Genomic DNA, 24592 nt, shown 5'->3' with positions numbered 1-24592 from the left:
TTTAATAAAAGTAACAAAGAAAAATTGCCGATATGCCGCTGAGAATCCCATCATTGATTTTAAACCTAAAGCACAATGCATTATTGCTATCGGCAATATGCGCTATGGCACTGCTAGGCCCAGGAGAGGCCTTTGCTTTCCAACAAGACGGTGTAGAGGTCGATTTTAATGAGTACAGTGGGGAGGTCAAAGAAGCATCGAGCAATAAATCTTTGGTTTTTGCCACACTCACTGTGGAAGGTACCAACATTAGCACCATTACCAATACAGAAGGAAACTTTCTTTTAAAAGTGCCCAAAGCATATATCGACAAAAATGTGGTGGTTTCATTTTTGGGCTACAAAACCAAAAAGGTTCCCATTGCCAGCCTTGAGCGCGAAAAAAACGAAATATCCCTAGAGGTATCCGTTACAAGGCTTTCGGAAATCAATGTGAATGCACCAAAAGATGCATTGGCTTTGGTTAAGGAGACCCTAAAGAACAGGGATGAGAATTATTTTGAAGATCCCGCTTTAATGACGGCCTTCTATAGAGAAACCATAAAAAGACGAAGAAGAAATGTTTCCTTGGCCGAAGCGGTGGTCAATATATACAAAACACCTTACAGTTCCACCCGGGATGATGCCGTTGAGCTTTACAAGGCGAGAAAAAGCACCGATTACAGCAAATTGGACACCGTGGCTCTAAAGCTTCAGGGGGGGCCTTACAACACTTTGTATGTAGATATGATGAAATATCCGGAATATATATTCTCGGAAGAGTCGTTATCCAACTACAAATTCATCTTTGATCGTTCCACAATGACCAATGACCGGTTGATCTACGTCATCAAATTTAATCAGCATGAAGGTATTTTGGAGCCGTTATATCGCGGAGAACTGTACATCGATGTCGAGAATAAAATCTTAACAGGTGCCATTTTTTCCTTGAACATTACAGATAGGGACAAAGCCGCGGAACTTTTTGTGCGCAGAAAGCCCGCAAAAGTGGATGTGTGGCCCACAGAGGTGTCCTACCGTGTTGATTACCGAGAAAAAGATGGGAAATGGCATTACGGCTATAGCAGTGTATTTATGGAATTTAAAGTGGACTGGGCCGATAAATGGTTTAATTCACAGTACAGTATGACGGCTGAAATGGCAATCACCGATTGGGAAAGAGTAAGCAAGACCGAAAGACCAAAATATCGCCAAAGAATCAAAAAATCCATTATTCTAAGTGATGAGGCGTCTGGTTTCTCAGATCCTGATTTTTGGGGCGAATACAATATCATAGAACCCGAAAAATCCATCGAATCGGCCATTAGAAAAATCCAAAGACAATTACGAAGAGACGAAAGAAACAGTGATTAGTTGATGCTGTTCTTCTAAATTTTGTGCATTTTTATATTTTGTATTGATAAATTAACTACTTCGAGGCAAGCCCACGAGGTATTCAAACGAAAAAATTAATTCATTTCGACGTGAACGTCGGGGAATCAAACCCTCAATGAGGGATTCAATAATGTCCAAAAGAAGAAGTTTTTTAAAATCGGCAACAGCTCTGGGAGCTGCAACCCTTTTACACCAAACCACTTGGGGCAATCAATATTTCCCCGACCCCAAGCCCAAAACTAAACCCAAAAAATTAAAACTTGGGGATACCATTGGCCTTGTCGCACCTGGATTTGCCATAGAAAAGGAAGCACTCTTTCTGGCTTTGGACACGCTGCAAAAAATGGGTTTCAAGACCTATCACACCGACCGCATAAAAGGTAATTACGGTTATTTCAGCAATACCGATGAAGAACGCGCAAAAGATGTGAACGAAATGTTTGCCAACCCGGACATTGATGCCATTCTCTGTGCCCGTGGCGGGTATGGATGCACCCGTATCCTTGACCTATTGGATTATGATTGCATCACAAACAATCCAAAGGCGTTGATCGGTTTTAGCGACATCACCGCATTGATCAATACCATTTATAAAAAAACCGGTCTTATTGGTTTTCACGGACCTGTCGGAAAAACACTCGATGATGAGTATAGTCAGGTTTACTTCAAAAAAGTGTTGATGGAACCACAGCAAACACTGCCCATCAAAAATGCCATATTAAAAGACCCAAAACAATACCGCAACAGCGAATATTACCGATATACGATTACCGCCGGTGTTGGTCAGGGCGAACTTGTAGGAGGTAGTTTAACCTTGGTGGCCGCCATGATAGGAACTCCTTATGAAATAGACTTTACGGACAAATTGGTACTATTGGAAGATGTGGAGGAAGCCCCTTATCGTATAGATCGCATGCTCACACAACTTGCCGATGTTGAAAGCTTTACCAAGGCCAAGGGAATCATTTTTGGTGTTTGCAAAGGGTGCGACCGTAAACGTACAACCGAAAATTTCACCTTAAGGGAAGTAATAATGGACAGGGTTTCCCCATTGGGCATTCCCGCCGCTTACGGTATGAGCTTTGGGCACATACCGCAAAATTCAACCCTTCCCATAGGCATTGAGGCCTACTTTAATGCCTATAAAAAACAACTACGATTAATGGAGCCTGCGGTGAGTTAACCAACTCCCAAGCCACAATCCATTGCTTACCATCGCTTATATTTTTTTAATTAGAATAGGTACTAATTAAAAAAAGACGATATTAGCATTGCTGTTTTCAACAACCTCTTCAAAAACAGCGGTTCAACCTCATCCGAATCTGATTTTATAATTCTTAACCTATAAATCTATGAAACACGTACTTCCTAGGTTCCAAAGACCTATTAAAAGTAAGGGTGAGCCATTTATTGATGTATCGTACTGGGAAACGGCCACACAGGCACATGATGCCAAAGACTACAAAAAGGCATTGGTCGAGACCATTAATTATATCAATCCAGCATTGCTAAAGGGCAAGGACACTGACAAGGACATTGAGATCGTCCAAAGTCAAGGCTCCACGGAAATCCACATTACTATAACGGATGATACTTTTTCCGTTAAGGCACCTTTTCTTAAAATAACGGAGAATACCAACAAAGTTGCCCTGTACAGAAAGGTCGCCGAAGTCAATTTTCATCCTTTGAAACTGACACAGATTATTTTGCACAACGATACGCTCTGGTTCGAGTACAAAACTCCGATAGAGCTTTGCCAACCCTACAAAATCTATTATTTGCTGAGGGAAATTTGCATAAGTGCAGACAATTACGACGATGAGTTCATAGAAAAATATAACGCTGAATTCTACCAAGAGCCTAAAGTAACCCCATTGATTTCAGAAGAAAAGGAACAGGTTTGGCTTCAAATTGAGAATATCCTGGATGACTACAAAAATTACAGCGCCCTTTTTCAAGAAAAGCGATGGAACGATTTTCAGTGGGACATTTCGTTGATATCAATACTAAAGATTGTGAACATTCCCTGTGTACATGGCAGTCTCAGGACACTGCTCGAATTCTACGTAAACACCCTTATGAATGGAAACTTAGGATTTCAGCAAAGGGTTGATAAATCCTTTGGTTTTATGCAAAAACTATGCGAAATGACCAAAGAGGAATATTTGGACAACATTTATCATGCCGAGGCATTGATTTCCATAAAGTCGAGAAGTTCTTCCTCTATTTTGCAGCAGCATGCCAAAAGTCTTGAGAAGAATCTGAACAGTTATGTCCAAAAGAATGATGACTTAATGCTCTGCTACTATCTGCAATACTCCTTTTTGTATATCATCTACTGCTTTAATGTAGAAGAACACCACAAAAATGCCATCTACAACGTACTTGAACAGGTTTCGGGAAAAAGTCTTGATGAGGCGGCGCCGATGTTATTGGAGACATATCACAGTTTCTTGGACGGCACGGTAGGAACAGCATCGCACAACAGCTCCAAAAAGGGATTCTTCTCAAAATTGTTTGGATAACCACTAATAAAATACCCATGGAAAATATTCATAAATCAGTATTTAAAGTCATAACAGCTTCGGGAACAGGAAGCGGATTCATTATAAACGGACACAGTTATATCATCACCAATTATCATGTGGTACAAGGTGAAAAAATGGTAGCCGTAGAAAATCACAAAAAAGACAGGTATGTGGCAAAAGTAATCATGGCCAATCCCGAGGCAGACCTTGCTTTTCTTCATCCAGAGGAAATGGACTACAAAGAACATGGTGTTTCGCTCCAAGAAGAAATCATGCTCACCAATACCCAAAAGGTATTTATAAACGGTTATCCTTTTGGTATGCCCTTTACCATAACAGAGGGTATCATCTCATCGATAAGCCAGCCTGTGGGAAACCGAAGCTACATTCAAACGGATGCTGCAGTCAATCCTGGCAACTCCGGAGGGCCAATCCTCAACGAAGCTGGTGTACTCGTTGGTGTTACCACTTCCAAGCTGAACAATGCGGACAACGTAGGTTTTGGTATTAAACATTCCGACTTGATCAAGGAAATGAAGGATTTTGCCAATGCAGAAGGAACTTCTTTTAGGATTAAGTGCAACTCTTGCGACACCTATATTGAAGAAGTCACCGAGTTCTGCTCAAACTGCGGCAATACCATCAACTCCGCTGCTTGGGAGGAATCCAAAAAAAGCGATTTTGCCCAATTTGCTGAAAGCGCTATCTCGGAACTTGGCATAGACCCCATTTTGGGAAGGGCCGGAAGGGATTTCTGGGAGTTTCACCAAGGGAGTGCCCTCATCCGGATTTTTGTTTTAAATAAGGATTATTTGATAGTTACTTCCCCACTGAACAAGTTGCCCAAACAGAACCTCAACGATTTACTGCCCTACCTATTGGGCAATAGGGTGGCCCCTTATTATTTGGGCATACATGAAAACAAAATTTTTATTTCATACCGAACACATATCTCAGATATTTTCACAGATTATAAGGAAACCATCAAGGAGAATGTAAAACAATTGGCCCTAAAAGCCGATGAACTGGACAATTTCTTTGCAGACAATTATGGATGCGAAATGGCCATGGAATCTAAGGAGAGTAAATAAAGCCGAGCTCATTTTCTCAATCTCGCTGCTACTTGGCGATACATTTGTACGGCAGCGAGAGAGGGGAACTTAAAATTGTGCTGAATCCATTTAAGGTTATAAACCACATGAAATTGAGCAAATTGATTTATACTATTCTCCCAATGGTCAGTATCCTTACCGTAATAGCCTACCTGCTTCTTTTAAACTATCAGAAGAAAAAATTCGTACAAGGAACCAATACAAAGTATACCATTGCAAAAATAGTTGAATATAGGATTGTTGGGACTGAGTCGCGTTGGCTAGTGTACAATTTCAATGTAAAAAAAGAACAATATAAAGGAAAGTACAACCTTGGTTATAAATTCCGAGAGAACCACTATTTGAAAATGAAAACCCTTGTCGGGAAAAAATTCTTGGTCAAGTACAGTATCGACAAACCAACGTTCAACAAGATTTATATGGACAAACCCATACCAGATAGCTTACTGAACTGTACAACATGTACTTGGGAAACACCTCCATTTTAAATGATACCTATTTTGAATAACAAAGCAACATCACATCTACATAATGAACCTAAAAATGTGAAGATTTGTGTATGAGATTGGAATACCGAAGTTATTTTAACCTGATATCAACACTTGTTCGCTTATTTTTACTGGCCATGGCTTTACTTATGGCTGAAAAAATCCTTTACGAAGGGTTTAACATCACCTTGTTCTTGCTTTTGATTCTGTGGCTGTGGTTTGGTATTGGTGCTATATGGATGCTATTGGGCCGCTATCAAATCATTATCGATTGTGGCAAACTGGTGATTAAAAAGAAAGTACTGATATTTCCCATTGGGAGAAGAACAATAGCAATTGCCAAAATCACCAGGTTAGATTACATCACAGATCATGAAAGCTATTTTCCATGGGAAAAGAAACGAAATGCCATATTGTTGAGGAAAAACAAAAAAGAATTGATTTTCTATGTTCCAGACGAAATAAAGTTTAGAAAAATATGGGACAATATTTGCAAGACCAATGAAGGGCTTTCCCATAAACTGTGTACATAGAAAATACTACAAGGTGCTGTTTCTTATATTTTTGCACATTCTCCCCATCAAAACATGGTTAAATCGATGCTAAAATTATAATCAAGTCTGTCCCCCGGGCACTTTAATGTTTATGTCCTCCCCTAAAACGCAACAGCCTCCAGTTTATAAAATGGGCCACAGAGACCATGATGGCTCCAAACACCGTATTTATGACTTCCCAAGTTTCACTGAAATCTAATCTGCCCAGTGCAATTATACCAAAACCAAGGGCGGCAATAAGCAAAGTTCTAGCGTTATGGTGTACTTTTTTATAACTTGGCCAAAGGGTAACAAATACAAATACAACACCAAGCCCGATAAACAACCATTCAATAAGTGGACTGTGTAAAAAATGTAGACTGGATAAGGATGAGAATGATAGCACAATGGGTGCAGCCGCACAATGAACGGCGCATATAAGGGAACTAAAAAGGGCTATGATATCAAAAGTTGGACTTTTTATCTTCATTGAATTTGTTTAAAAAGATTCTTTTGAAAGTTCCATATTGGCCATGGCACCTGCCAAGTTACCTGATGCCACAGCCTGGGCAACTGATCGCATACGGATACTGTTATCCCCGCAAGCAAACACTCCAGGCACAGTGGTCTTCTGAAAATGGTCGGTTTTGATAAACCCATGTTCCGTAAGTTCGCAGCCCAGCGTTTCGGGAATATCCGAACTTTGTTCAAATGGAACACCTGCATAAACGGCCGAAAAGGAAATTTTATCCCCATTATCAAGGACCACTTTATGGAGGTATCCATTGTTATGTTCAATGGCCATAACATTATGGTTTACCATTTTAACACCGTGTTTTTGGAGTGTTTTCACCTCTTCTTCGGTAAAATTTGACACTTCTTGGCCTAGTAGGGTAAGATCGTCGGTAAGGTTGAGCAACAACGGAGCCAAATGAAATGCTTTTGCTGCCGGCGCCCATATCCCTGTTTTTTTTCCGCGGTATTCATACCCATGGCAATAGGGACAGTGTATCACGGAAATCCCCCAACATTCCCGAAAACCTGGAATTTGAGGCATCAAATCCTTGATGCCCGTGGCCATAATCAATTTCTTTCCCTCAAAAACATCCCCTGTATCTGTACGAACAAGAAAACCACTTGTAGAGGTATTTACTTTGAATGCGAAGCCTTTAAAAAAGACAACACTTTCATAGTCCTGAACCTGCTTTGTTGCGAGGTCGGCAATCTCCTTGGGAGGTTTTCCATCTTGCGTCAAAAAATTTTGGGAGTGCGGGGTTTGCCTATTACATGGCTCGCCCCCATCAATGACCAAGGTTTGTCTTAACGACCTTCCGAGGGCCATAGCTGCCGAAAGCCCTGCATAACTCCCTCCTATAATGATAACATCGTATATTTTATTCTTTCCCATATTGTGACTTGTAAGGCTATAATATTTGTCAAACTTATGAATAATTTATATTATTGCAACAATGTCGCATTAATAATTTATGAAAAGAAGAAGCACACCAACAAAACAAGCGATCTTGGATTTATTATCTCGGAGTGGCAAGGCCATGAGCCATGATGCAATTGAGGACAAGATCGATATAGATATCAACAGGGCAACCATATACAGAATCTTAAACCGGTTTTGTGAAGATGGTCTGGTTCACAATATTGTAGCAGAGAACGGTAAGCAGTATTTTGCAATCTGCATGGACTGTGATGGGAAGACCTTAGCAGATAGCCACTTCCACTTTCGTTGTACCAGTTGCCAAACTATAGTTTGTTTAGAAGAAAAAGTTGATTTTTCATTGCCTATGGGTTATAAAGTAGAAAGTGTCAACTGTGTTTTAACGGGTACTTGTGTGGATTGTTCATAGTGCTGCATCTAGGAGTATGTGGAATACTAAAATCTATTCCATAATTAAAATAAACATCCATCAAATCCATGAAGATTGGCTCGCTCTATCCCAACACGATACAAATCATCCGAAGCCTGCAAAAGTTTGCCCTTTAATGATAACATCGTATGTCTTATTCTTTCCCATATTGTTACCCTTCGTTTGCCCGAAGTGAAAGGTTACCGTGAGGGTGTAAAATCACAAAAGTTTTCATTTGAAAATATCAAAGGGGAATTCATTGGGTTTTATTCCGAGCATCACCAAGGAATTTTTACACATACAGATGGTTTTGTCTACATTCATTTTTTAATGAAGTATAAATCCTTTATGAGCACTTGGATAGGATAACCACAGAGACCGAAACCTATGAACTGTATTTGCCCAAAAGAAAATAGAAACCTTATTTCTTCTTATTTGTATTGAACCAGTAGCTTAAGCCCACGGACCAATAAAATACATTCTCCAAATCCTCTTCAAATGTACCCGTATCTGTTGTGAGGGTTGCAGGAGTCTGGGGAAATGCCCAACTAGGTGTAAACGACAAAATAAATTGGTCGAAATGATATTGGAAAGGAAAGCCTAGTTCCATATTGAGTACATTGAATTCAGATGCCTCTGCAATTTGCACGGTCGTAATTTCGGTTCCCGGGCCAACAGAACCCCCTGGACCACTGCCCTGTCCACCACTGCTTTTTCTATTGCCCAATCGACTGGTAGTGTAGTATTCTTCATAAAAGTATTGGGATCCTGCAAATACCGAAAATCGGGGGGCAAACAATAAATGATCGTCAAATGCCCTAAAGGTATGATCGGCCATAAAACCTAAAAAAATATCGGGTGAGCTATTCTTATTAAAATATGAACTGGCGTAGAGCGATAGTTCCAGCAATTTAAAATCGTAACTGATCAATCCCGTAATATCCGCGACCACCTCGGATTGTACATTATAACTATCTTCATTGTAAAAATAAGCCGTTCCGGAAACACCTCCGCTCCAATTATTGGAATCAAACAAATACCCTCCGGTTAAATAAAAAAGGTCCACGCGTTGCTCGTCTGAACTTGTAAGATAGGATACAGTGGCATCAACAAACAGTCCCGATTTGTCATAATATCCAATGGATGGCAATAGGTACGGAGCGGTTATGGAATCTCGCCTACCCATAAATACCGCATCGTTCATATAACTTACATCCATCAAAACATAAGAATCTTCCCTATTGGCCTTTTCCTTATTGGTCTTTTGTCCAAATGCACCCATTATGGCACCTAAACACAAGATTACACTTAAGAGTACATACCGTTTCATGATAAATCAATTAAGAAAGAACAAGGGCCCGACCATATACTATTGATCAAACCCTATATCCAGTATCATCACATGACGCCCCCTTTTTTCTTAAGGGCTGATTTGTTCATGGACTTTTTAGACTTCATGTTTTTGATGGACTTCATATTCTTGTTTACCATCATTTTACGATGCTTGTACATGTTTGTGAACTTTTCACCATTCAAATTCAAACATTCACCGTCTTGAAGCCTCAATTGCTGACGATTTTGATTCATGTAGGTACCGTCTGGATTAACCGTGGTCCCATCTGCAAGTTCAAGTCGCTGTTGTAATCTATTTTGCGACTGTGTTCTGATTTGATATACATCTCCGTCAATCAGCATCAATTGATACCTGTTTTGGTTGCGTTGTTGAATCTGTGCATCGGTAAGTCCTTTATCAGCTTGCATTACTTTGTAACGATACTGATACTCATTGCGATATTTAATTCCATCACTATCCAAACATTCACCATCTTTTAACCTAAGTCTGTCTCGATCTCGGGTAAAATAGATTCCATTTGGATTAACAACCGTTCCATCGTTCAACGTAATGGGGTCTTGCAAACGCATCTGGTCTCGATCTCGAATTTGAAGTACATCGCCATCGATCAGCATTAAACGGTCTCGATCTTGATCGGAATCTTGGACTCTGTCCCTATCCCTGTCCTGTGCCATCAGTGTCATTGTTCCAAGAACAACGAACACCAACATTAAAATCTTTTTCATGGTACTCGTATTTATAAAATTTATTGGAACTAAAGTATGGCCACTGCTATAAGAATACAATGATCCTCGTCATCAAGACATTGAAAAACAACTATTTAGAGTGATTTCCTTGTAACTAAAGTCACATAATACGAAGAAAAATTGCCTTTACTCCTGATTTACAAAACGATACAGATCATCCGAAGCCTGCAAAAGCTTGCCCTTTAACGATGGCTCCATATCAGGATGTTGTGATAAATACGTTTCGACCATCTCATAGGCCTTATTGGTTTGGTATTGTCCCACAGTGGATGTAAGCCATCGTTTGGGAAAGAAAATATCCCCTGTTTTTTGTATTTCTTCGAGTAGTTCCAAAGCCAAGGGCAAATGTTTGATCGCCGTTTTTTGACGTAGCGGATGATGTATAAAACCACATGCCGTGCCCACCCAAGATTCCTTTTCACGATTTTGGACTTCTTTGAGCGACTCAAAAAAAGCATCCCTCACCGTAACGTCCGATGAAAGAGCTGGCAATAAAAACTCAAAGCGTTTCACTTTATCCGGATTTTTTAACTGCGCCCTGGCCTCTTCCAATATGGTTGCTGCTTTTTCGTGCCCGTAAAGGGCAAGGGACATGGCCATGTCGGTATAATCATCTTGATTTAACTTTAAATCGGGAATCTCAAGGTCTTTGTTCCAAATTTGGTAAAGCCTCTCTTTGGCATTGTCCGAATAGGCCAATCCCTTCCAAAGTCCAAATAGGTTCTTTTTAATATTGGGTTTGTGCCCATCATCAAGAAGTTCCTTCCAGAGCAGTTCCTCCACCAAAGGTTGTTTTTTTGTTCGCTGTTCTCCGTCCAAAAAACTCCAAAATATAGCGCTTGCCTGTCCGCATGCCATTCCGTGTACAAACTCGTTGCTTTCATTGAGAACACCTTCCATATATAGGTCAAAGGCTTCGAGAGGAGATATGTTCCCGGACAATGCGTTCTCGTATGTGTTTACATAGGCATAAGCGCGAGCTACTTCGTCCTTCAATTGTGGGATGATGGTCAAATCCGAAGCATCCAAAGGAAAAACGCCATATCCAAAAGCATTGGAATTATAAATGATAGCCTGGGGTTTTGGCAATCCTATGGCCAACTTTACTTCCACACTACTTCCAGAAATCGTAACAGGGATAATACGGGTGGCTTCCGGATATACCAAGGTTACCTCAAAAGACTGCGGCCATAGCTTATCGCTCCCATCTTCCGCATGTTGGGAAATGGTAAAATTTGTAATTTTTCCTTCTTCATAATTGATTTTTTCCGTTAAAACAGGCCTACCGGATTGGTTTACCCATACCTCGCTCCACTGTTTTAAATCTTTGGGAGTAAGTTCGTCCAAAATTTCTACCAAGTCATTCCAAGTGGCATTGTTGAAGGCATAGGTTGAAATATATTCCCGTACGCCATCGCGAAAGGCCTTCTCCCCTATGGTCGCTTCCAATTGGCGCATCATAATGGGGGCCTTGTTATAAATGATTCCTCCGTACAGACTACCAGCATGCTTTAAGTTATCCAGTTGTTGACGAATGGGATTGGTGCCACGGGTTCTATCCTCTCCGTAGGCACCCCGGTAATGGGAAATCATGAATTGTAGGTTATGATTGATATCGGGAAAAGTGGGGTTTATGATTTTATCGGCCATAAAATTGGCAAACACTTCCTTCATCCAAACATCATTGAACCAATCCATCGTCACCATGTCCCCAAACCACATATGGGAGGTTTCATGGGCAATCAATTTGGCACTTGCCATTCTGCGGCGCTCCGTGGCGCTCTCATCCAAAAAAATGGAGGATTGCCGATATTGAACAGCTCCCACATGTTCCATTCCACCGTACTGAAACCCAGGGATGGCCACATAATCCAACTTTTGAAAAGGAAACTCATAACGTGTATAATCCTTCAAAAAATCTATGGATCGTTGATGCAAATCAAAAATGATCGGAATACTATGCTCTATCTTAACTGAGTCTGTTTCTCGGTATAAAAGTGTCATATCAAACACCCCCGGGTTCTCTGTCACGGACTCGAACTTTCCGGCGACCATGGAGAACAAATATGTGCTCATGGAGTCGCTCTCATCAAAGCTATAGTGTACCTTGTCTCCTTTCTTGGTACTTTTCAACAAAGGTGCGCCACACAATACTTTCCATCCGTCTGGAGCAGTAACATCCAAAATATAGCGTGCTTTGATGTTGGGCTGGTCAAAACAAGGGAATAAGGTACTGGCCCGGTCAGGAACAAGAAGCGTGTACAGAAAGTCCTCATTACGGTTTAAGGACAATTCGCCTGCATTAAAAACAATTTCGATGGTATTTGGGCCTTTCTTAAGATTCTCAGAAACAATGATGTGTTCTTTTTGATGGTTGATTTCCTGCGCTTCACCATTGACACCGATGCTTTTTAGCAAGGAACCGGCTGCATTAAAATCGAGGTATAGGGGGTGGGAAAGGTCGTTGATTTCCAAATCCAACTTTAACCTGGAAGGAATCGGATCCTGCTTTTCGGATGGAATATCGAAAGATAGGGTGTATACCACATCGGACACCTGCTCTTTTCTATATGTTGCCATTTTTAAGGGAATACCTTCCTCCAATAAGTCAACCTTTGGGGCGGTATCGCAGGCTGCGTTGAGTACTAATAAACAAATGGAGAACGCAATGTTCTTTTTCATAATGGACTGGTTGGAAGGTATAAGGTACCAATTTTATACAACCCAATCAATGAAAATTGTTTTGGTGCCTGTATTAGATGGGTTTTATCCCCGTACCACAAAATTTATCGTATCAACCCCCGTATTTCCTGTTCTGGGATTATAGGCATACACCGTAATTTGGTAATATCCTGCCTCCTTTACGTCCAGGGTTCCTTCAAAGGTGTTTTGGCTCGGATTGTTCAATACTGTTTCGCCAAAAGATGCTCCATCTTTTTGTACAATGGCCTTGACCTCCATAAGATTGGAATCCCAAATACCTTCTTTTTCAATTGGGCAGCCGCACATCATCACAATGTTGGCCGTAATCTTTATACCAGATGCGGGAATCGATTCCAAAGAAATATATTGATGCGTGCTGGGTTCCAATATATCGATCACAAAGCCCGGGATCTCCAATACTACACCATCGCCTAAAATATCCTTTCCGGGTATTAGCCAAAGCTCGGTACTTACATGTATCTGTGCATTTTTTTTGTTGACCGGAGAAAGCACCTCCACACGAACAAAAGTAGGTTCGTCAATATCCACAACGGCCAAAAAACCAGCAGTCTTGTCATCACTAAGCTGCATGTAGCGCTCATGGGGACTTTTCATGATAAGATTTGTGTTCCCGGTACCACCAACCGTGTTTCCTTCCGCTAAAATTTCGCCGTTCTGGGTATTGCGCACAATAACATGCGCCCCACCTATGGAACTTCCCACGAACTTGGCGTCCTTTGCTTTTGCCCGGACCATAAGTTTGGTTTCTGTGGCAAACGCGTTGATACAAATTGACAGTAGGGCTATAACAAGGATCGATTTTTTCATTGCTGATTTTTTTTTCAATCCTAAATTTACTGCTTTTTACAGTGTTTCACCTCAAATCCATCAGGATTTTCTTTGGGAGTTCAATCGTTGAAGTTCTTTATCCGCAGCTTCGATCAAGTTCTTAAAATAATCGGAATCCTTTTTAGGGCACGATTGCTCCAGATGATACTTGGAACTTTCGATGAGTCTTTGACAATAGGATATTTGCTCTTGCAACGGACATTTACATATCGTTTGGCCATAAAGATGGTCCAATTGATGCAAAGAGTGCTTGGGGGAACTATTTTTAAAAAACTTAAACATATAAACAAACGGTAACCAGATTTTATGAAAGTGTATCAAAAACCAAGCCAGAACATTTGGTTTAAGTCTCCTCTACCCTAAGCATAAACCCGCGACGGCTCACGTTTACTATACTCAGTTTGGGGTCTTGGCCTAGATGCTTTCGTAAATGTGATATAAAAACATTGAGGCTTTTCTTGTTGAAATAGTCGTTTTTGTCCCAGACCGTGGTCAATATTTCCTTGTGGGTGCACAATTGATTTTTGTTTTTGGCCAGCAAGGCCAATAGGTCAAACTCTTTACCCGTCAATTTTATCGGTTTTCCTTTATAGTTGAGTTCAAAATTGTCCATGTTGAGCACATAGTCTCCAATTTCGTACTGCGATACCTGATCTTCATGCCCCGCATCGCTGACCAATCTGGACAATAATGCATTGATACGGACTACCAGCTCCTCTTCGTCAATCGGCTTCTTTAAATAGTCGACCGCACCTAAAGAAAACCCTTTTAAAACATCTATTTTGAGCGAACGGGCCGTTAAAAAGATAAATGGTAGCTCTGCATTGATCGCCTTTATTTTCTGGGATAGTTCAAATCCGTCCATGTCAGGAAGCATTACATCCAAAATGGCCAAGTCGAACACATTGGTTTTTGTTTTGAGCATGGCCTCCGAAGCGTCTTTGGCCCAAGTGACGTTAAATCCTTTCATTCCCAAATATTCCGAGAGCAAATACCCCAGGGAATTATCGTCTTCTACCAAAATCAATTTATACATTTTATCCATTTTTGGTTAATTTAAGGGATAGCATAAAAGTAGTTCCTTCTCCCAATTCACTTTTCACCGAAATTCTGCCACGGTGCATTTTTATGATCTTTTGCACATAATACAATCCAAGACCATAGCCTTTTACCTTGTGCACATCCCCGTTCTTCACCCTATAATATTTGCTAAAAATTTTTTTGATGTCTTCCTTGGCAATACCCTGGCCGTTATCCGAAATATGAACCAGCAGGTGTCCTTTTTGGGTTTGGGCGGTCAGTGTTACCTTGGGATTGTCCGAATACTTCCGTGCATTCTCCAATAAATTACCGATTACGTTTTCCAAATGAAACTTTTCAGCCCGAATGTTATAGGGTCCCTCTCCAAGTTCGTACTCGAATGTAATGTCATGTTGCGCAAGTAAGGCAAAACCTTCACATATTCGCTTTAAATCCGGTCTAAAATCGAATTCTTGAAACCGCAACAGTTTTTTTCCTGATTCCATACTGGCCAGTTCCAAAACCTTCTCGATATGTTTTTTTAATCTATCCGACTCGGTGCGAATGAGTTCCACCACAGCTTTTTTGTTATCCGGAACATCTTCTTCCAAAATCTTAGTGGCCAATCCTATGGAAAAAACCGGGGTTTTTAGTTCATGTGTCAGGTTATTGATGAAATCGTTCGTAGTTGTATTGATGCTTCGCTGCAAATAAAATGATCGGAGTACCCACACAACGACAATGACAATCATGAAAAGAAATAATAGCCCTGGAATGATCAACCCACGTATTTGCCCCAAGAAGTACTTGTTCAAATCTTCAAAACCAATTTCCAGAATAATCTCTTTTTTTAAAAGTTCTGGCAAATACCCCTCAATTTCAATAGGGTAAGTTAATTTGTCCTCGGCCTTGAGGTGCGACCTAACAGAGCTTAAATACGTTATGGAATCTCGGGAGTACAAGGTATAGGAAAAAGGCGCATCAATTCCGGAAACGCTCAACTGATAAGATATATAATCATTTAAATAGTATTGGGATGCCTTTTCAAGGCTGTCCAACCCTATCCTTACTTCAGTGGTGTCCTTTCTTATGGCATTGCCAAGGGTGTAGGTTAAGGAATTTACCTCGGACAATTCACTATTGATGTTCTGTCTTGCCTTATCTATTTTATCCGAAAATTGAGCTCTTGCCAAGCCGAGTCCCACTCGCAAATATTGGTATTGCACCACCAAAAGGCCGATTACGGCAATCACAAAAACAAGGACATACAGGTTTCTCTTGGTCAGCATACTGCTAAATAAACAAAAAATAACCAGCTAATTACCCAATGGTTAATCCTATTAATCTTTCATTAACCTTTTTGATCTTTTGTTAATCCCTGAGCATCGGAACAAGACTTATCTTAGCGCTGAGTTTAGTTAGATAAAAATAGTAGCGAATCTATCAAGCCGACCTTTAAAAAGGTCGGTTTTTGTTTTTATGCCCATTGCCCTCCCCTATTTTGACATTAAGGCAACATATCCATTATCTTAGCAGTCCAAATTGTAATCATGTTCAGTTTTTTTCAAAAGAAAGAATTCTTAGCAGACCATTTGCATGGGTTGGTAGATATTCACAACCATATACTCCCGGGTATAGATGATGGGGCAAAGACGGTGGATGATTCCATGGATTTGATCAATGGCCTATCGGGCTTTGGTATCACCCATTTTATTTGCACCCCCCATATCATGCACAATTTTTATGATAATACCCCTGAAACCATTAAAAAGGCTTACCATCAACTTTCAATGGAATTAGGCAACAAGGGGTTGTCCAACATCAATATCGATTGTGCTGCCGAACACATGATCGATGATAATTTTGAAAGTATTCTGGAAAATCAACAGGTGATGCCCTTAAGCAAACAGTATTTGCTGATAGAAATGTCCTACCTGCAACCTTCCTATAATTTTGATATTGCTGTTGAAAAAATTGCAAAATACCAATATTTTCCAATTTTGGCCCACCCTGAGCGATATATGTATTTCCACCAGAAGTATGGGAAATATCCATCCATGAAATCGAATGGAATCTTATTCCAGCTCAACCTGCTTTCACTCGGCTCAGAAGCTTATGGTACAGGGGTACAAAAAATGGCTGAAAAATTGCTCAGTGATAGCCTTATTGATTTTGTTGGAACGGATATTCACAACAGTAGACAGCTTTCACTGTTGAAAGAGATCAAACTTTCCAGAAAAGTGTTGAACGAATTACTTCCTGTTATAGAAAATACGATTCAGTCTTTCTACTAATTATGAAATGTTCCGTGGGTCTTGGTTATTTTTATAAGGCTTAACCTTATTTTCTTTATAGTTATTTACCCTTCACAATAAGGATACTGTATATTGACTGGATTAGGGCCATCGGGCATCCACCCACAGGGAATCAGCATAAATTGTTATCATTTGGTTTCAAAAATCCAACCCTTTTTCCACCAGAAAAACTATTTCATAGGAAAAAGGGTTGGAACTAAGCTTGTTTACTGATTAAATAAGTTTCCAGTTAGGTACGATACTGTTTATTTTCTTATGATCAATTGTTTGAAATATGTCCCGCCATCATAAGTCAAGATACCAAGATGATACACCCCTGCCTGCAAACTATTGACAGGTAGTTTATAATCATTCCTGCCATCTCTATATTCTGAAGGGTTGAAAGACCTCACCAATTGTCCGGTAGCATCAAATATCCTAACCCCTTTCAGGTCTGAGTTAAGTGAGTTGGTCGATATTGTGACCTCTGTTGCCCCAGGGTTTGGGAACATGATGATTTCAAAAGGAACATCTTTACTTTCTACTTTGAATTGTGGTTCAGATTCCACGAGTGCATTATCCATATTGGAAGAACTTGCTTTGCCCGTTAAACCGGAAACTATGGAAAAATCAATCATCAAGGGTTGGCCCATAATACCGCTGCTCGAACCACTGCCATTGTAGGCCGTGGCCGTAAGGGTATAGTTCCCCAACGGAAGGTCTCTCTCGTTGTAATTGCCCGATAGGTCGCCAAACAATGCGTAGGGTGCTACGCCCTCCCGTTGCGTAGCCGAAACAGGACCGGTCAGTTCGAAAAGTACACTGCCCGCCACCCCAAGCGTGTTCGCACGAATGTTGAGGGACTGTCCGCCGGATGGCCCCAGGTCGATCTGCTGGCCGTCAACCAAATCGAACAGGTCTGTATCAGAGGAGGCGTCTACCAAGGTGAGGCTCACCACGCCCTCGGTAATGGGCCCTGATACGTTTATGGTAACGGTGTCCGTATCCGTCTGGCCATCGCCATCGGTCACCGTCAGCATGGCATCATAACTGCCCGCTGCCGTATAGGTGTGGACGGGGTCCGCCTCGTTGGAAAGCGCACTGCCGTCCCCGAAGTCCCACCCGTAGGAGATTATGCCTACATCGTCCGTGGAATCGCTTCCCGTGAAATTTACGGTCAATGGAGCCTCTCCGGTCTCCACATCGGCGGTTGCCATAGCCACGGGCAACCCGCCCGTACCGGTTACCAAAGAAAAATTCACGGTCAGTGGCTGGCCCATGATACCGCTGCTCGAACCGCTCCCATTGTAGGCTGTGGCCGTAAGGGTGTAGTTCCCCAACGGAAGGTCTCTCTCGTTGTAATTGCCCGATTGGTCGCCAAACAACGCGTAAGGGGCCACGCCCTCACGTTGGGTGGCCGAAACAGGGCCCATCAGTTCGAAAAGCACGCTGCCCGGTCCACCGAGTGTGTTCGCACGAATGTTGAGGGCCTGTCCGCCGGATGGCCCCAGGTCGATTTGCTGGCCATCCACCAAGTTGAACAGGTCGGTATCCGCGGAGGCATCCACCAAGGTTAGGCTCACCACGCCCTCGGTAATGGGTCCTGATACGTTTATGGCAACGAAATCGGTATCTGTCTGCCCATCGCCATCGGTCACCGTCAGTACCGCATCATAACTGCCCGCTGCCGTATAGGTGTGGACAGGGTCTGCCTCGTTGGACAGCGAACTGCCGTCCCCGAAGTCCCACTCGTAGGAGATTATGCCTACATCGTCCGTGGAATTGCTTCCAGTAAACTGTATTTCCAAGGGAGCGTCCCCGTTTACTTGGTCAGCTTCGGCAAAAGAAATAGGGGAATCGCTCTGCACCGTATTTGCGATTATGGTTATGGTGTCCGTGTCCGTCTGCCCATCGCCATCGGTCACCGTCAGTACCGCATCATAACTGCCCGCGACCGTATAGGTGTGGACAGGGTCCGCCTCGTTGGACAGCGCACTGCCGTCCCCGAAGTCCCACTCGTAGGAGATTATGCCTACATCGTCCGTGGAATTGCTTCCCGTGAAATTTACGGTCAATGGAGCCTCTCCGGTCTCCACATCAGCGGTTGCCATCGCAACGGGTGTCCCATCCGCCCCGGTCACCAAAGAAAAGTTCACGCTCAGTGGTTGGCCCATGACACCGCTGCTCGAACCACTGCCGTTATAGGCCGTGGCCGTAAGGGTATAGTTCCCCAACGGAAGGTCCCTCCCGTTGTAATTGCCCGATAGGTCACCGAACAACGCGTAAGGGGCCACGCCCTCACGTTGGGTGGCCGAAACAGGGCCCATCAGTTCGAAAAGCACGCTGCCCGGTCCACCAAGTGTGTTCGCCCTGATATTGAGGGCCTGTCCGCCGGATGGCCCCAGGTCGATTTGCTGGCCATCCACCAAGTTGAACAAATCCGTGTCCGTCGAGGCGTCCACCAAGGTAAGGCCCACCACGCCTTCACTATCTACGTCGGTTCCTGTAAGTGCTATACTGGCCGCACTTGAATTACCATAGTCAATAGTTAAAGTTGCGGTTTTACCTGCTCCGGCACCATTTAACGATACGGTTATGGTATGGGTTTGACCGGGATTAAGAAGGGCATTGACAAGCTCGCCAGAGTCTATACTGAAATCTGAAGCATTAGTACCCGAAATCTCCATAGACCTAATAAACATCCCCACGTTTCCGTCCATCACGGACAAGTCTATTTCAAGAGTTTGGTCGTCCTCAAAAGCAACACTTTCGGGAAACTGTAATGTGCTCGCCTGGCTTGCCGTTCCTTCCGGGGCATCCACGCCCAAAAACTCCATGTTCTTTTGGTTGCCGCCCCCCCTGTTCGGGGCTCCTGCCAAAATATGGATTCCTGGACCCGAGACAATGGCCTGTGTACCGTGCCTCTCGTAATTCATATCTGGCAATCGCTTCCAAGTACCTGATAGAGGGTCATACTCTTCCGTGATTTTCAGGGCATCATCCGTCAATACGCCATATATCTCTTCATCCTCTACCTCACCTCCGATAACTACTAACTTATTGTTGAAATTGACCGTCGCGGCACCTCCCCTTGGCGTTGGAATATTTTGTCCGCTGGGCAAAGTACTCCAGCTTCCCGTTGTAAAATCATAAACATCGACCTCCGCGATAGTGGGGGCCCAAACCCCTCCGGCACCACCGGAAAGCCTTCCTCCCGCCACATACAACTTGTCACCAATAATTACTGCTGAAAAATGGTCCCTTGCCCTTGGAGCATCCGTTAAGGCAGTCCAAGTCCCTGTTGAGGGGTCGTATACGTCAAACCAAGGCACATAGCCCCCGTCATGTCCGTCGGTATTCCCTGCAACCACATAAAACTTGTCTTGATAGACCACCAAACCGGATGATCCACGACGTCTATTGGTTGGGATTTCGGGTCCCTGTATCCATTCTTGGCTAGCTGGGTCGAACATCCAGATAAATTCTGCTGGGATTTCATTGGGAAATGCATTTGTTTTAAAGGAGCCAATGATCCAAATTAGGCCTTTGTATTCTGTGGCCTGGAAATGATTGAACTCAAATGGGGCCGAATTGGACAATGAAGTCCAAGTATCCGTTCCGTAATCATAAATATCAATAGTCTGTGCGTTTTCCCGACCTCCCATGAGGTAGAATTTATCCCCGGCTTGCACAAAGGAATTTTCGTGTCTGGCCGTATAATTTAGATTTTCATTCTTGTCCGTCCAGAAGTAATCGCCATCAATGGTCCATTGAAAACTGACCATTGTTGTATCCTCCGTTGTCCCATCACTATCGTCAACGGTTATAATAACGGTATAGGGACTTCCCCCCGCCGCATTTGCCTCGATGGTTCCCCCTATTTGACCATTGGTTGGTTCAATAAAGAGCCCTGGTGGGAGCCCTTCGGCCGCGTAGGTCAGATTGCCATCACCTCCATTGGCATCAACGATCAAGCTTCCATTGAGCTGTTCGCCGGGGCTGCTGATTTGATTTGTGATATCAAATACGTAAATGGGTGTGCTACTATCGGAAACATCCAAAATCTCAATACCATTGACCAAAGGGTTTTGGATAGCTCCGTGCAAAAATTCGATATCGATTGCCCCGTCGGATACTTTGACGATATGACTTATCACACCACCCGATGCATGTCCGAATTTTTCCGAAAGATCAATATCCGTTAAAAGAGGCAAGTCAATTCCTTCTATAAGTGCATCAAAAATGCGTTCACCGGGTTGCGATGTACCCGAGTAGCCATTGCCCATGTAAAGGTGTATCTCATAATTGCCGTTTTTGGAAACGGGAAAGGAGTAGATCATGTTTGGGGCACCGCTCGCTTCATCGAAACGTTCGGTATCGAATATGCCCAAAGGTGTGGTATTGGTATCAATACTTGGGTCCAAGTTAGTTATGGTTCCTGCATAGGTGGTATTGGTTCCCGGCTCTACCAAAAATGGAGAATTATTGCTTGACTGATCCGCACTCCAGACCAGATCATTGTCAATAGAAGCTATTTCTGGACCACCCGCATTGATACGGTATAGTATAATATTGTCCTCGATTACACTTACCGCAAAGGACATTTCTACAAACAATGACTCACTATCAGTCGCCCTTATGGTGATTGTGCTTTCCGCAGGTGTTGCTGGTAAGGTTATGGTCAACATATTGTCTGATATGATTGCACCAATGTTGGGATTGGTGTTATTCTCAACAGAGTAGCTTAAATTTTCCACGCCTAGATTATCATCAAAAACGGTATCCAAATCAATGGTTTCATCGGAAGAGCCTACGATACGTTCCATATCAGCTATGCCTTGCACCACGGTAGGTGAGCTTCCGGTAATATTCAAAAAATCCCAGCTACCCTCCAACTCAACTCCTTCGGTATTGGAAGTACCTATAAGTCCAAGGGCCAAATCTGTTCCTTGGCTTTGAATGGCCTCCAAGATGCTTCCCTCAGCTGTAAGACGACCTATCTCAACAGGGGCCGCACCATCAATTTGATATTCAAAAGTCACTTCTCCCGTTGAAGGGTTTACCACAAAATGGAACAAAATTCCGGTTTCAGGGCGATTAGGCTCCGGAATAGATACGGTAATCGGCAAATTGGCCTCATCGTTTATTTCCTGTTGTACCAAAAGGCCATTGGTATTGACTACAAATTTGATGTAATTGGATTGTGTTCCGTCCCCTATAAAAAATCCGAGTTCGCCATTGATTGCTGCCGTATTGCCATACAAACGCGATTCACCTGTAAGTCCAACCATACCTCCTGTAACACGGAATACCCCTGCGGAAACATCGACTTGGGCACCATATTGTAGCCCCTTTTCTTGGGTATTGGTAGTCCCCAGTGCAGTTCCTGACGTCATGTGCATGGTTACTATTCCCGGGGCGCCCCCCATTACGTCGTTTGGATTGGGGTCGTTGGGGTCGTCCCTCCTATCGGTAAAATTGAGCCAATTCCCGTTTCCAGTTCCATTGTTCATGAATCCTGTGAGCCCCAAACCAAGATAACCGCCCAACCCTTGCTGATAGTTAAAGAAATCATTGGCAACGGGCAAAGTAAAGGCATCGCTTCCGTTTGTAGTAGGGTCCCCCAACTGGAAGGGGTCATCCACATCGGGAATACCATCAAAATCGTCATCGGGGTCGTTCAAATCGGAAACCAATGTACCCCCTTGCAGACTATCGAAGTCCGAAGGTTGTGATCCCCCGTTACAGATATCGGTACCGTTATCGATTTCATCCTGATTGGTATAGCCGTCAAAATCATTGTCGGCCAATGGGTCATACCCGGGATTTCCAGGCAATATACATTCCACAAAATCCAAGGGTTCAAACACCTGAATGTTACCGCTTAGATCGCCTGTCCAAATGGTTCCGGGAAAAATTTCATCATCGTCGGTAGTTGCAATGGCCAAAACATAGCCTTTTGTTCCCGACAAAAAGCTTTGGTTCAAACTTTCCAATTGCCCATCGGAGGTCAACTGTACCCTTCTTATATTTCCGCTGCTTGCCGTTGCGAGCAAATCTCCTTGCATGGCCCCATTGAAATTGGAGGCCCTGTATTCGGCGATTCCATTTGTGTTGGTGCTCCATACGGCAATTTCACCATCTAATGGTCCATCGGGATTGTCCTCGTCCGGACCACGCCAGTCTCCTTCCACCACGTTGGCCAATTCCACGGGAACAGGTGGCCAATCTACAGGGAGTGCGATACTGGGGTCACTTGTGTATCCGGCGCCTGGAGAACTTGGATCAAATATCTGGGTTCTAAAAACAGCTCCTACGTTTCCATCGCCTGGAGCAGTATACAGACCAGCACCCGCAGGATTTGCTCGCACAGGGTTGGGATGGCCACCATAATATTCCCAGAATGTATAGGTGGACAAATCTGTTGTCACCAATTGTAGATGATCCTTATTGTTTATGTGCTCACCGCCGGAATAGGATTGGCTTCCGGGCTCGTTTGGGTCATAGTCGTTGTTGACATTGGCAGTTCCTTCGTTTACGGGAAAACCGCCCCAACCGCCGTTGGCACCATTGTCGGTCACATAAAGTGCGCCCGACTTGGTGACTACCAAATCATAGGCATTCCTGTAACCCGGTGATAGAATTTGAACGGGACCGTTGGGTATCACTTTTGCCTGGTTCAGGCCATCGTTACCTCCCCAGGGATCATTGATGTCCACGCCATCGTAACCGGGTAAATCTGGATCGGTTATACCATTGACATTGGCACGTGTAGGATCATCAAGCGTTGGCAGGTCGTAAATATATTGGCGTCCATTGTCCAATTGTACGGGCATACTGTTGATAGCATCAAGATCAATGGCCAAAATAGCGGCTGCAAGTGCGTATTCTGTGGAAAATACAAAATTAACCGAGGGGCCACCCCCATTGGTATGTCCTCCTTGGGTCACCAATAAATATTCCTTACCTCCTATCGTTACCAAATCCAAACCATTTGTAGCATGGTTTTCTTCAGATCTTGGCAAACCACGTACAATATCCACCACGTCCCATGAACTCCCTGTCCAGCTGAACCTGGTAATGACCCCTGAATTGGTGTCCAGACCTACATCACCGTTACCGCCCCCGGAACCTGCGCCTATTCTAACATCGCTAGAGGAGACATAGAAAACCGGGTTCTCGGCCGAACCGCTCAATACGATTCCTATGGTCTCGCGTGTATGGCATTGGGAATAACTTCCATTACAGGGCGATCCATCATCATCATGGTTAACGATACCTTGGATATCATCCAAAACCTCCACATCAAGCACTTCATAATCGTTTGTCAAGTTCCGTTCTATGGTAAATATGTTTACCATTCCCTTGAGGGAGGTAACATACAATCGATTATCGGGACCGTACATCATACCCGTAACCCCACCACTCAAATCCTCATTGCCATTGTACTTTAGCAATGTTTGGGAAAAACTTACTTGAGCTGAAATCGAGGAACTATAAAAAATAAGGAAAAGGATACAAAGGCAGCCCGCGCACCTCTGCACTGTGGAGTAGTGTTCTTTCATTTTATTTGTTGGTTTGATAAACGTAAAGGGAGGGGAAACAATCCCCAAACGTACTGATTTTCATTTTCATCCTGTGTTATTGTTTGGGGAACCATACGAAGATAAATCACAAGCTTGAACCCTCATAAAGCGGAAATGGCAATTAGACCAACTACCATTAAGATC

18 protein-coding genes are annotated in these 24592 nt (G+C 43.1%); 9 read left to right on the top strand and 9 right to left on the bottom strand.

Features of this window, described 5'->3' with window-relative positions:
* The first annotated feature begins 32 nt into the window (after positions 1-32).
* From MURRU_RS11645 to MURRU_RS11620, 6 genes are all read left to right on the top strand, one after another.
* Positions 33-1352, top strand: a complete 1320-nt coding sequence (locus MURRU_RS11645; protein WP_014033667.1) for a carboxypeptidase-like regulatory domain-containing protein — start codon at positions 33-35, stop codon at positions 1350-1352.
* Positions 1353-1488: 136 nt separating this feature from the next.
* Entirely contained in the window at positions 1489-2556 is a 1068-nt protein-coding gene (locus MURRU_RS11640; protein ID WP_014033666.1) for an LD-carboxypeptidase, read from the top strand.
* Positions 2557-2725: 169 nt separating this feature from the next.
* The gene (locus tag MURRU_RS11635) at positions 2726-3898 is read left to right on the top strand and encodes a type III secretion system chaperone family protein (RefSeq protein WP_014033665.1); all 1173 of its coding nucleotides are present in this window, start codon (positions 2726-2728) and stop codon (positions 3896-3898) included.
* Between the two features lie 17 nt (positions 3899-3915).
* Positions 3916-4992, top strand: a complete 1077-nt coding sequence (locus MURRU_RS11630) for a serine protease (RefSeq protein ID WP_014033664.1) — start codon at positions 3916-3918, stop codon at positions 4990-4992.
* Positions 4993-5024: 32 nt separating this feature from the next.
* The gene (locus tag MURRU_RS11625) at positions 5025-5501 is read left to right on the top strand and encodes a hypothetical protein (protein ID WP_148261508.1); all 477 of its coding nucleotides are present in this window, start codon (positions 5025-5027) and stop codon (positions 5499-5501) included.
* Positions 5502-5572: 71 nt separating this feature from the next.
* Positions 5573-6034, top strand: a complete 462-nt coding sequence (locus MURRU_RS11620) for a hypothetical protein (protein ID WP_014033662.1) — start codon at positions 5573-5575, stop codon at positions 6032-6034.
* A gap of 103 nt (positions 6035-6137) precedes the next feature.
* Here the strand turns inward: MURRU_RS11620 and MURRU_RS11615 are convergent, their stop codons facing one another.
* Complete coding sequence (locus tag MURRU_RS11615; RefSeq protein ID WP_014033661.1) at positions 6138-6524, bottom strand: MerC domain-containing protein; 387 nt, start codon at positions 6522-6524, stop codon at positions 6138-6140.
* Positions 6525-6533: 9 nt separating this feature from the next.
* Entirely contained in the window at positions 6534-7442 is a 909-nt protein-coding gene (locus tag MURRU_RS11610; RefSeq protein WP_014033660.1) for an NAD(P)/FAD-dependent oxidoreductase, read from the bottom strand.
* A 79-nt stretch (positions 7443-7521) separates the two neighbouring features.
* On the opposite strand from MURRU_RS11610, the gene MURRU_RS11605 reads away from it, so the two are divergent.
* Both MURRU_RS11605 and MURRU_RS17805 read left to right on the top strand, forming a co-directional pair.
* Positions 7522-7896 (top strand): Fur family transcriptional regulator, encoded by a 375-nt coding sequence (locus tag MURRU_RS11605; RefSeq protein ID WP_014033659.1) that lies wholly within the window; start codon positions 7522-7524, stop codon positions 7894-7896.
* 75 nt (positions 7897-7971) lie between these two features.
* On the top strand, positions 7972-8265 hold the full coding sequence (locus MURRU_RS17805) for an acetolactate decarboxylase (protein WP_148261507.1): 294 nt from the start codon (positions 7972-7974) through the stop codon (positions 8263-8265).
* 52 nt (positions 8266-8317) lie between these two features.
* Here the strand turns inward: MURRU_RS17805 and MURRU_RS11595 are convergent, their stop codons facing one another.
* The 6 genes from MURRU_RS11595 to MURRU_RS11565 form a co-directional block, all read right to left on the bottom strand.
* The gene (locus MURRU_RS11595; RefSeq protein ID WP_014033658.1) at positions 8318-9226 is read right to left on the bottom strand and encodes a hypothetical protein; all 909 of its coding nucleotides are present in this window, start codon (positions 9224-9226) and stop codon (positions 8318-8320) included.
* Between the two features lie 68 nt (positions 9227-9294).
* A complete protein-coding gene (locus tag MURRU_RS11590; RefSeq protein ID WP_014033657.1) occupies positions 9295-9975 on the bottom strand; it encodes a DUF6799 domain-containing protein in 681 nt (226 codons plus the stop codon).
* A 147-nt stretch (positions 9976-10122) separates the two neighbouring features.
* Positions 10123-12678: a M1 family metallopeptidase gene (locus MURRU_RS11585; protein WP_014033656.1), complete on the bottom strand. Its 2556-nt coding sequence runs from the start codon at positions 12676-12678 to the stop codon at positions 10123-10125.
* 84 nt (positions 12679-12762) lie between these two features.
* On the bottom strand, positions 12763-13527 hold the full coding sequence (locus MURRU_RS11580; RefSeq protein ID WP_014033655.1) for a hypothetical protein: 765 nt from the start codon (positions 13525-13527) through the stop codon (positions 12763-12765).
* A 364-nt stretch (positions 13528-13891) separates the two neighbouring features.
* Positions 13892-14584, bottom strand: a complete 693-nt coding sequence (locus MURRU_RS11570; RefSeq protein WP_245545035.1) for a response regulator transcription factor — start codon at positions 14582-14584, stop codon at positions 13892-13894.
* 1 nt (position 14585) lies between these two features.
* Complete coding sequence (locus MURRU_RS11565; RefSeq protein ID WP_014033653.1) at positions 14586-15857, bottom strand: sensor histidine kinase; 1272 nt, start codon at positions 15855-15857, stop codon at positions 14586-14588.
* A 261-nt stretch (positions 15858-16118) separates the two neighbouring features.
* Here MURRU_RS11565 and MURRU_RS11560 point away from each other — a divergent pair, with 261 nt between their 5' ends.
* Positions 16119-16862: a tyrosine-protein phosphatase gene (locus tag MURRU_RS11560; protein WP_014033652.1), complete on the top strand. Its 744-nt coding sequence runs from the start codon at positions 16119-16121 to the stop codon at positions 16860-16862.
* 266 nt (positions 16863-17128) lie between these two features.
* On the opposite strand, the gene MURRU_RS11555 is transcribed toward MURRU_RS11560, so the two are convergent.
* Positions 17129-24427 (bottom strand): PKD domain-containing protein, encoded by a 7299-nt coding sequence (locus tag MURRU_RS11555; protein ID WP_187289846.1) that lies wholly within the window; start codon positions 24425-24427, stop codon positions 17129-17131.
* Positions 24428-24592: the final 165 nt, after the last annotated feature.

This window comes from Allomuricauda ruestringensis DSM 13258, assembly GCF_000224085.1.
GTDB lineage: Bacteria > Bacteroidota > Bacteroidia > Flavobacteriales > Flavobacteriaceae > Flagellimonas > Flagellimonas ruestringensis.
Note: the sequence above shows the minus strand (reverse complement) of the source record. Positions and strands in the feature narration are given on the sequence as shown.